We start from the raw sequence: 10,245 nt of genomic DNA, 5'->3' as shown, positions 1-10,245 counted from the left end.
TATTTGGCACCAACAAGCTGGCTTCGATTTTTGGCACCGGTTCTGCGGCCTGGTCTTACCTCAGGCAGGTCAAACTGCCTTGGAACTTGCTGGGCGTGATTGCGCTGTGCAGCTTGGTCAGTGCTTTTATGGGCGCAGCCAGTGTTACCTTGATTCCAGTCAATATTCTCAAGCCTTTTGTTTTGTTCATGCTGATCGTGATTGCACTGTATACCTTCATGAAAAAGCAGTTCGGCCAGTTACATGTCGAGCAAAAGCCGAATAAAAAAATGCTGATTCTGGCAGCACTGGGCAGCTTGCTGATCGGATTTTATGACGGAATTTTTGGACCCGGCACGGGCAGTTTCTTTATCTTCTTTTTTATCCGTTACCTGAGCGTAGATTTTCTGCATGCATCGGCACTTTCAAAAATCGCCAACTTCACCACCAACCTGGCGGCTTTAAGTTTCTTTATTCCCAGTGGCCATGTGCTATTTCTGCTCGGTGCCATGATGGCAGTGGCGAATATTGCCGGCTCGCTGCTGGGGGTTAGACTGGCTTTTAAATATGGCAGTGGCTTTATCCGGATTTTGTTTCTGATACTGGTCAGTTTGCTGATTTGCCGTTTGAGCTATCAGCTGTTCCGGGCTTGAAACTAGATGTAAACCATTCTCGATATTAACCTTTTTATAGCAACAGCTGTACAAACTATGCCAGATTAACTCTTAAAAACTCTCTAGAATCAGCAGCATGAAGAACAAAAAATGAAACAGGAGTCATGATGCAGACGATTTTTGAAGCTTTAAGAGAAAGCCACCAGATTCAGCGCGAGCTGGCAGAAAAATTATTACAGACTTCCGGGGATTCACCTGAACGCCGTGAATTGTTCAAGCAACTCAAAAATGAACTGTTTGCCCATGAGACGGCGGAAGACCGCTATTTCTATATTCCATTGATGATGACGGATTCCGGTCTGAGTATCACCCGTCATGCTCTGGCAGAACACCATGAAATGGATGAAATGGTCGAAGAACTGACGGCGATGGAACTCAGTAATCCTGGGTGGATTGCGCTGGCAAAAAAACTGTCTGAAAAGGTACATCACCATTTAAAAGAGGAAGAACACGGTTTCTTTCAGCAGGCTGGTAAAATTTTGGATGAGCAACAAAAGACGGCTTTGGCTGAACAATATCAGCGGGAATACCAGCATTATAAAGACATGAACAAAGATACGCTGGTCCAAAGCTAATCTTTGCATTTAAAATTACATCACACCACACCATGGCTGGATAACCATCTTTGAATCAGTTAATTCAGCTTGTTGATTTTTGGGGTTTTATATTTTTTACGCGTTTCACTTAAGGTTACCCCGACTGAAGCCAGCATAATACAGAACAGTGCCACGGTTTGAAGCAGAGTGATTTTTTCACCCAGCAGTAGAAACCCGGCCAGTGCAGCCAAGGCCGGAGACAGACTGGAGAGCGTACCATAGGTGGTTTTGTTCAGGTATTGCAGGGCTTTTAAATCCAGGGCATAAGGAATAGCAGTGGCCAGTAGGGCAATCGCCAAGGCTTTTCCCCAGTACTGGGTCTCTATCAGGGCTGGAGCATTGTTATATAAACCAATGGGTAATAAACAGAACGCGGAAAGTGTAATAGCAATCGTCAGCGCATGCATGCCGATATTCTGCTGTACGACACGTTGTCCAAAATAGATATACAAGGCCCAGCACAGACCTGCACCCAGCGCACAGGCCGCGCCAATCAGGTCGAAATTACTGCTATGAGCCTGCCCCCAAGGCACCATCAGGATGATCCCTAAAATTGCCAACAAGACCCAGGCATAATCTTTGCGATGCTGAATTGAAATCAGTGCCAGGCCCAGCGGACCGATAAATTCCAGCCCTACCGCGATACCTTGTGGCAGGCGGCCTAGCGATAAATAAAACAGAATATTCATCACGCCCAAAGCTGCGCTATAGTAGAGCAGATCCCGCCATTTCAAGAAGCGTAAGCGTCGAATAATGTTCCAGGAGCGGAACATGACACAGACAATAACTGCCGCGAAACATAACCTTAAAATGGTCACAGTGATGGGATCAAGCACCATAAATAGCTGCTTGGCGAAGGAAGCACTGATCTGGTAGGAAGTCATGGATAAAACCATGTACACCACCGCAAGGAGTTGAGTGTTTGGCATGCAGGTGCTACTTATGCCAAAAAGGCATAATCAATCAATAGGGGAAAATGAAATTATAGCAAAGCGGGCTGTTTGTAATGCGTAGAGCAGAAGAATATTTTATGTGCAGATACTGTAGATAGAGAGCACATGAATTCAAATTTTCCACAAAAGATGATTGTCAAAAATTTTTAAATTCAAAGTGTCAAATAGCAGGTTCTAAGTTTTGAATTTAAAAATACATCGCTGGTTTTAGTCTAAGGTATTTATAGTCAATCTTTGATAAAACTATATTTTTATACTTAAGTGATTTTTAGTTTGATTTAAGTATGCACAATACTTTTAAAAGTTTAAAAAATAACTGATAAATAATTTCAAAAAATAAGTCCAAATTAAGCAGCACGCTGTTTGCGTCTTTGTGTGGTAAGGGTGCAGCCAATTGAGGCCGTGATAATGGTGGCAAGGGCCAGCCACTGGTTCCACAATAAGCTTTCACCTAGAAATACAAAACCAGACAGGGCAGCAATGGCAGGTTCCAGACTCATTAAAGTCCCAAAGCTGAGGGCAGTTATATTACGCAGGGCAATCATTTCCAGGCTAAAAGGTAAAACACTGGCCAGCACAGCTAATATAATGAAATATAAAAGATTTCCAGGTTCAAAAACCTGTGTGGGCATGCCTGCAAACAGGGCAATCGGCATCACCAGCAGCATTGCGACGAACATGCCCAAGCAGACGGTATGATTGCCCGACACCCCCGACGGTTTTTGTCCGGCAACAATATAGACAGCCCAGCAGGCACCTGCGCCCAGAGCCAAAATAATTCCCAGTGGATCGAGTGGCTCGGCGGCTTGATGAAAAGGAAAGAGTAAGATCAGCCCTACCACTGCCAGACCGACCCAGATAAAGTCGGCTTTCTGCCGGGCATAAAACAGCGCCACACTTAGAGGGCCAATAAATTCAAAAGACACCGCAATACCGAGTGGCAGGCGGTCAATGGCCAGATAAAACAGCATGTTCATTCCTGCCAGGGCTAAGCCATAGCTGAGAATAGCCGCCCATTTTACCTGTTTGAAACTGATCTGCCAGATTTTAAAAATCAGTGCCAGAATCAAGGCGCCTAATAGCAGGCGCATGGCTGAAACGGTCAGGATTGGAAATTGACCGAACAGATATTTGGCAAAGGAGCCACTGCTTTGCATGCTGATCATCGCGATCAGTAAAATCAGCGGTGCTTGTACGAAGGGCGCAATTTTAAAACTGGGCATGACTCAATTGGTTTCGAGGCTGGAAAGAGGGTAGGAGCAGCATTAGCCGGATCAGGTTTGAAATTTAAAACCTTCAAAAATAAAAAACCACAGCCTAAAGACTGTGGTTTTCTGGCAAGCTGAATTAGAACAATACGCGAACGCGGATTGTACCTTCAACTTCATTCAGTGTATCCAGGGCTTCTTTAGAAGCAGTCGCATCTACGTCCATGACCAGATAACCGACATCACCTTTGGTCATTAAAGACTGACCAGAGATGTTGATGCCATGTTCAGCAAACAGGTTGTTAATCTTAGACAGAACGCCCGGAATGTTTTTGTGGATATGCAGCAGACGGTGCTTACCTTCAGTCAGTGGCAATGCAATTTCAGGGAAGTTCACCGCAGAAAGTGTCATACCCTTATCTGAATAAGCGACAAATTTCTCAGCCACTTCCAGACCGATGTTTGCTTGTGCTTCCATGGTCGAACCACCCACGTGAGGGGTCAGGATGACGTTTGGAATGTTACGTAGCGGAGAAACAAATTCTTCACCGTTGGCTTTAGGCTCTTTCGGGAATACGTCAACCGCAGCACCAGCAAGATGGCCTGATTTCAGTGCATCGGCCAGGTCTTCAATCACGACACAGGTACCACGTGCCGCGTTGATGAAGATTGAACCTTCTTTCATTTGCGCGAACTGTTCTTTGGTCATGAAGTTACGTGTAGACGGAACATCTGGCACGTGCAGAGAGACGACATCAGCATTGGCAAGCAATTCATTTAGTGAGCCGACCTGACGTGCATTACCCAATGGTAATTTTGTCACTGTATCGAAGTAAATTACTTTCATACCCAGGCTTTCAGCCAGAACAGAAAGTTGTGAACCGATTGAACCGTAACCTACGATACCTAAAGTCTTACCACGCGTTTCGAACGAACCTACAGCAGATTTGTTCCAGCCGCCTGCATGTGTATCTGTTGATTTTTCAGGTACACGGCGAAGCAGGAGAATGGCTTCAGCAAGTACAAGTTCAGCTACTGAACGAGTATTTGAATATGGTGCGTTAAACACTGGAATACCGCGACGCATTGCTGCATCCAGATTCACCTGGTTGGTACCGATACAGAAACAGCCCACTGCGATTAACTTGTTCGCAGCTTCAAAAACTTCTTCAGTCAGCTGAGTACGGGAACGGATACCAATAAAGTGTGCATCTTTAATCGCTTCTTTCAGCGCTTCACCCTCAAGCGCAGTTTTACGATAGTCAATGTTGGTATATCCAGCAGCATTTAAAGTGTCGATCGCGTTTTGGTGAACGCCTTCTAACAACAAGAAACGGATTTTATCTTTAGGTAGAGATAGATGTTGGCTCATTACGGCTCCGCTACAAAGGCCAAATTTAGTCGCGGTATAATAGCACAGGAATGGGGTGGTTATACATTTCCTTGATGACGGCAATCGCAGCTATTTTCGCAAGTGATGATGCACAAATGATAAAAATGGTTGAATTAAACCAGCGTTTTCAAAGCTATATTATCAAAATTAGCATTTTTTAAGGGAAAGCCCTAAAAATAGCTTATAATATTGCCCCGTGCTGTTAACGCGCCTCTCTTTGATGCTTTAATCGGCATATTCTGCCTGATTTGCATACAGGTCTTTATGTCTGAAAAATGTGCAAATAAACCGGCGAAGTCTCTTTTGTTTAATTCATGCTAGGTCTGCAAACGATGAATGCTCCAGTCGCTTTAACCCCTGAGTTATTGACCCAATTGACTGCAATTGTGGGTGAAAACCGTATTAAAACCGATACGGATAGCCTCCAGAATTGGGGTCGCGATCATACCAAGCACTTTGATCCAAACCCGTCGGTCATCGTGTTCCCATCGAGCACCGAACAGGTTCAGGCAATTGTTAAGCTGGCCAATCAGTTTAATGTGGCTGTCACTCCATCAGGAGGCCGTACTGGTCTGTCCGCAGGTGCAGTCGCTGCTAACGGTGAAATCGTGGTGAGCATGGACAAGATGAACCAGATTCTGGAGTTTTTCCCGGCAGACCGTATGGTTCGTGTACAGTCTGGTGTGGTGACTGAGCAGTTACAAAATTATGCGGAAGAGCAGGGGATGTATTACCCGGTAGATTTTGCATCTGCGGGTTCCTCCCAAATTGGCGGCAACATCGGCACCAATGCTGGCGGGATTAAAGTCATTAAATATGGCATGACCCGTAACTGGATACTTGGCCTGACGGTGGTGACCGGTAAAGGGGATATACTGCGTCTGAACAAAGGCATGATCAAAAACGCAACAGGCTATGCACTACAACACTTATTCATCGGTGGTGAGGGTACGTTGGGTCTGGTGACTGAAGCAGAAATCAAGCTTGAACGTCAACCGCAAGACCTGCAAGTGATGGTAGTGGGTGTACCTGATTTTGACGCAATCATGCCGTTATTGCATGCCTTCCAGGCGAAAATTGATTTAACAGCATTTGAGTTCTTTGGTGAGCTGGCAATGCAGAAAGTCTTGGCCAATGGTCATGTGCAGCGTCCTTTTGAAACCGAATGTCCATTTTATGTTCTGCTCGAGTTTGAAGCGCCGTTTGAACCGATCATGGACAAGGCGATGGAAATTTTTGAGCATTGCATGGAACAGGGCTGGGTACTTGACGGTGTGCTGAGCCAAAGTCTGGAACAGGTAGAAAGCTTATGGCGTCTGCGTGAAGATATTTCTGAATCCATTGCCCCATTTACACCATACAAAAATGATATTTCTGTTCTCATTACGCATGTTCCAGCATTTATTAAAGAAATTGATGCGATTGTGGCAGAAAATTATCCTGACTTCGAAGTCTGCTGGTTTGGTCATATCGGTGATGGTAACCTGCACCTGAACATCCTGAAACCTGAACACTTAAGCAAAGATGAATTCTTTACCAAATGTCAGGTGGTGAACAAGTATGTCTTTGATACCGTGAAAAAATATGACGGCTCAATTTCTGCAGAACACGGTGTGGGTATGACCAAGAAACCTTATCTTGAGTACTCACGTTCAGCCGAAGAAATTGAATATATGAAAGCCCTGAAAAAAGTATTTGATCCGAAAGGCATTATGAACCCGGGCAAGCTTTTCGACCTTTAAAGCGGTTTGAAATGAAAAAAGCGCATCGAAAGGTGCGTTTTTTTATGCCCGTACCAGAGCAGTTACATAGTTTAAATAGTTTTAAGCTAAAAAGCGCTGCATGATGATTCGTGAATAATAAAGATAAACATGGGGTTAAACAGTATGTTACAGTTATTAACACTTACAGTTTTAGGCCTGACAATGATAATGTCAGGGTGCGCCACCACACAGCAGGTGATTGCAAAAGTGCAGTCCTCTTCAGATACCCCTCTGGATCAGGTACTGAAGATGCGGCCTGATTTACGCGATGAACTGGCAACCGTAGAAATCCGGCAGTTTTTTAATAAAAGCGAAGCACCGACTGTGGGACAGGTGAAGGTAACAGAAACCGGATTAATGGATGATTCGGTCAAATCCATTCAAACGATTTATCATTTCAAAAAAGAAGAGAAAAACTGGAAAATGCACAAGGCTGAAAAGTTATATCGCTGTATGCGGGGAGCCAATACCAAGACTTTCCAGAAGGCAGTTTGTCCATAATTTTATTTGCTCTTTAAGCAGCTTGTGCTGAAAAGCGTATTTGGATGATGCGCTTTTTGCTTTTGGGTGATTATCTGTAACTCACAAACTCATTGTGCCTTTCCAAGCACTTCAGTCATGAGGCTACTCTCACTATCTAAAACAATTAAGCAAAACAAACTGAAAATCCTCGCATTCATCCATCGTGATGATACTCGCCTTTCAGTCGGCAGTTTCTCGCCCGTCCTTTCTGTGTTTTCCCTCTACGAACTGGGCAATACCGTATCGCCATTTTTACTGCTCGACCACGTAGGGTCGGCCAACCTCAAAGCCAGTCATTTACAGAACGACGTTAGCGCCCATCCACCTCGTGGTTTTGAAACTGTCACCCTGATGTTTGCAGATGAAGTTGAACACCGCGACTTAAGTGGCAGTGGTGGCATCATTTCCGCAGGCGATGTGCAGTGGATGACGGCAGCATCAGGCATTAGACATAAAGGAGTATTTAGCAAAGACCGTTCAGACTGCGGCGGACGTTTTGACATGCTACCACTCTGGATCAATTTGCCTGCCAAGGACAAAATGAATCCACCACATTATTAAAATCTACGCGATGCACCGATTTCCAAAGTATGACTGCCAAATGATGCAGGCTTTGTGATTGCAGGGCAGTATCAATAAGCCGAAGGCTCGGCTCAGACACATACGCCTATACCAGTTTATAAAGTCTTTTTAAAACAAGGTGAAACCATACAGCTCTCAGCACAATCAGGTGAGACCATGCTGCTGTATATGTGTACTGGTCGGGGTGGCTTTCATCCTTATGATGAAATATTAGAGTCTTATAATGAGATAAAGACAAGAAATTTTATTCGTTATCTTGCTATTTCAGAAGATGAAAAAATCCTGAAAACCCCAACATGATCAGCACGGATTTGCACATGAACTCTGCTAAAATGCGCATAATCTAATTAAATTCAATCTGTATTTTGCCCGATTAAATTCAATTCAAAAGGGTGGATTCAGGATGATGAGCATTAACTCTCCTATGCAAAACACGCCCACTCAAAAACTGACTCGCGCCACACTCATGTTTCCACTGGCACTGGTCTTGTTTGAATTCTCGGTCTATATCTGTAATGACCTGATCCAGCCGGCTATGCTGGCCATCACCCGTGACTTTGGTGTCAGCAGTTCATGGGCACCATCGTCGATGTCCTTTTTTTTATTGGGCGGCGCATGTGTCGCAGCCATTTTAGGGCCATTATCAGACCGATGGGGACGTAAAAAAGTGCTGCTGGGTGGAGTGGTCTTTTTTGTCATCTGCTGTTTGGCGATTTTACTTGCACCCAATATTCAGAGCTTCCTTTTTCTGCGTTTTTTACAGGGTTTTGGCCTGTCCTTTATTTCTGCTGTCGGTTATGCCGCCATTCAGGAAAACTTTGAAGAACGCGATGCAATTAAAGTCATGGCACTCATGGCCAATGTTTCCTTGCTGGCCCCGCTTCTGGGACCTGTGATTGGCGCTTTTATGATTGATCATATCTCATGGCATTGGGGTTTTATCGGGATTGCTTTTGTGGCACTTTTAAGCTGGTTTGGACTCAAGGCCAAAATGCCAAATCCTAAAATCAGTATTCCCAAACAGCCCATCAGCTATATTGTGGACAATTTTAAACAGGTCTTGAAAAATAAGCGCTTTGTAATTATGACCATGGCATTGCCGCTGGTTAGCATGCCATTGATGTTATGGATTGCCTTATCTCCCGTCATTCTGGTTGAGCAATTGGGCTTGAGCAGTCTTCAATATGGTCTGGCGCAGTTCCCGGTTTTAGGAGGGTTAATTCTAGGAAATATAATTCTGCTGAAAGTGATTGATAAAATGCCGCTCGGCCAGACGGTGTTGCTTGGTGTGCCCCTGATGTTATTGGGAACAATTTTACTTTTAGTTGGCTTGCTGATTCCGGATTATTTTCTGCATTGTCTGCTTATTGGTACTACCTGTATCAGTCTAGGGGAAGGTGTTAGTTTCTCGGTACTGTACCGCTTTGCCCTGATGTCCTCTGAAGTATCTAAAGGTACTGTTGCAGCAACAGTGTCTATCTTGTTGATGCTGAGCTTCTTTATTGTGATTGAAGCCGTCCGCATAGCGTATGAAGCCTATGAGCTTTGGGCTTACTGCGGTGTTTCATTTATTTTAATCGCCCTTTGGTTCACCTGGCCACGCCTGCAACTCAAGCAGCTGATGCTGGAAAGAAAGGCGAGTGGAGAGTTTTAACTTTTGAGAGGTTTTCTATATTTTAGACCCCCTCTAAACAGTCCTTGCCTTCGTGAAGAAATGAGCAATATTATTGGGCAAACTCTCTCCCTAAGGGAGGAGAGGATGATTAACTTCCTCGGTTCTAAATATTTTGAGAGCAGCGAGAACCGGAAGTGATCAGGCCTCTTCAGCACTGGGCTGTTCTAGTTTTTTCAATTTCATATCAAAAATAAAGGGCCCAAAAGGCAGGATTGATGCAATTAAGCCCATAATAAACATGCTGAGTGACCATTTCTGTTTTTCACAGACTGCAAATAACACCACAAGAAACAGCACAAACAATACGCCATGACCCATACCGACATATTTCACCAGAATCGGGTTTCCCAGCATGTACTTGACCGGCATCGCCACAAATAATAGCAGCAGAAATGAAATACCTTCTACCAAGCCTACCAGACGTAAAGTTTTAATATTCACCTACATTCACCATTGAGTTCAATCAAGCTTGAGTGTACCCAAACTGCGGATTGAATCAAAAGAAATTTTATAAATAAAAGAGTTATTTTAGAGGCTTATACCCTAGTGATTTACTGGGTTATTAAGCGTTCAATGGTTTTGAAACACTCATTTTTAAATCAAGACTGATATAAAAAAACGGGCAAAATGCCCGTTTTTTTATATATCAATAAATGCTTAGATCACCCCACAAGCGATCCGCTCACCGCCGCCGCCCAATGGCAATGGATGATCTGAATAGTTGTCGCCGCCTGCATGTATCATTAAAGCACGGCCTTTAATATCGGCTAATTTAACACGTGGGGCCAGAAGTGTGACTCGTGCCGTACCATCGGTGCTGACTTTCAAGGCAGGCAAATCACCTAAATGACCGGTGCTTGGTGTGCCGTGGTTGGGTGCCTGGTTCGGGTTGTAATGACT

11 protein-coding genes are annotated in these 10,245 nt (G+C 44.3%); 6 read left to right on the top strand and 5 right to left on the bottom strand.

Going from position 1 to position 10,245, the window contains the following annotated elements; all coding sequences use genetic code 11:
- Both E2K52_RS11805 and E2K52_RS11800 read left to right on the top strand, forming a co-directional pair.
- Nucleotides 1-632: sulfite exporter TauE/SafE family protein (locus tag E2K52_RS11805; RefSeq protein ID WP_151205276.1), on the top strand; the 632-nt coding region annotated here is incomplete at its 5' end.
- 128 nt (nt 633-760) lie between these two features.
- Entirely contained in the window at nt 761-1,228 is a 468-nt protein-coding gene (locus E2K52_RS11800; protein WP_151205275.1) for a hemerythrin domain-containing protein, read from the top strand.
- Nucleotides 1,229-1,287: 59 nt separating this feature from the next.
- Here the strand turns inward: E2K52_RS11800 and E2K52_RS11795 are convergent, their stop codons facing one another.
- The 3 genes from E2K52_RS11795 to serA form a co-directional block, all read right to left on the bottom strand.
- Complete coding sequence (locus E2K52_RS11795) at nt 1,288-2,178, bottom strand: EamA family transporter (RefSeq protein ID WP_151205274.1); 891 nt, start codon at nt 2,176-2,178, stop codon at nt 1,288-1,290.
- Nucleotides 2,179-2,549: 371 nt separating this feature from the next.
- On the bottom strand, nt 2,550-3,425 hold the full coding sequence (locus E2K52_RS11790; RefSeq protein ID WP_151205273.1) for an EamA family transporter: 876 nt from the start codon (nt 3,423-3,425) through the stop codon (nt 2,550-2,552).
- Between the two features lie 124 nt (nt 3,426-3,549).
- Nucleotides 3,550-4,782 (bottom strand): phosphoglycerate dehydrogenase, encoded by a 1,233-nt coding sequence (serA, locus tag E2K52_RS11785; protein ID WP_151205272.1) that lies wholly within the window; start codon nt 4,780-4,782, stop codon nt 3,550-3,552.
- A gap of 353 nt (nt 4,783-5,135) precedes the next feature.
- Here serA and E2K52_RS11780 point away from each other — a divergent pair, with 353 nt between their 5' ends.
- From E2K52_RS11780 to E2K52_RS11765, 4 genes are all read left to right on the top strand, one after another.
- Nucleotides 5,136-6,545, top strand: coding sequence for an FAD-binding oxidoreductase (locus E2K52_RS11780; RefSeq protein ID WP_151205271.1), 1,410 nt, complete (start codon nt 5,136-5,138; stop codon nt 6,543-6,545).
- 144 nt (nt 6,546-6,689) lie between these two features.
- Entirely contained in the window at nt 6,690-7,067 is a 378-nt protein-coding gene (locus E2K52_RS11775) for a hypothetical protein (RefSeq protein WP_151205270.1), read from the top strand.
- Between the two features lie 117 nt (nt 7,068-7,184).
- Complete coding sequence (locus tag E2K52_RS15475; protein ID WP_227548240.1) at nt 7,185-7,649, top strand: pirin family protein; 465 nt, start codon at nt 7,185-7,187, stop codon at nt 7,647-7,649.
- Between the two features lie 445 nt (nt 7,650-8,094).
- Nucleotides 8,095-9,324 (top strand): MFS transporter, encoded by a 1,230-nt coding sequence (locus E2K52_RS11765; RefSeq protein ID WP_151205277.1) that lies wholly within the window; start codon nt 8,095-8,097, stop codon nt 9,322-9,324.
- Between the two features lie 159 nt (nt 9,325-9,483).
- Here E2K52_RS11765 and E2K52_RS11760 read toward each other — a convergent pair whose 3' ends face one another.
- Nucleotides 9,484-9,786 carry a DUF3817 domain-containing protein gene (locus E2K52_RS11760; RefSeq protein WP_151205269.1) on the bottom strand — a complete coding sequence of 101 codons (303 nt, stop codon included), beginning with the start codon at nt 9,784-9,786 and terminating at the stop codon, nt 9,484-9,486.
- Between the two features lie 216 nt (nt 9,787-10,002).
- Nucleotides 10,003-10,245, bottom strand: a 243-nt coding sequence (locus tag E2K52_RS11755; RefSeq protein ID WP_171478854.1) for a superoxide dismutase family protein, incomplete at its 5' end; no start/stop codon positions are given.

It is taken from the genome of Acinetobacter sp. RF14B, assembly GCF_006864105.1.
GTDB classification, from domain to species: Bacteria; Pseudomonadota; Gammaproteobacteria; order Pseudomonadales; family Moraxellaceae; genus Acinetobacter; species Acinetobacter lwoffii_C.
This window is presented reverse-complemented; position numbering and strand designations above follow the sequence as displayed.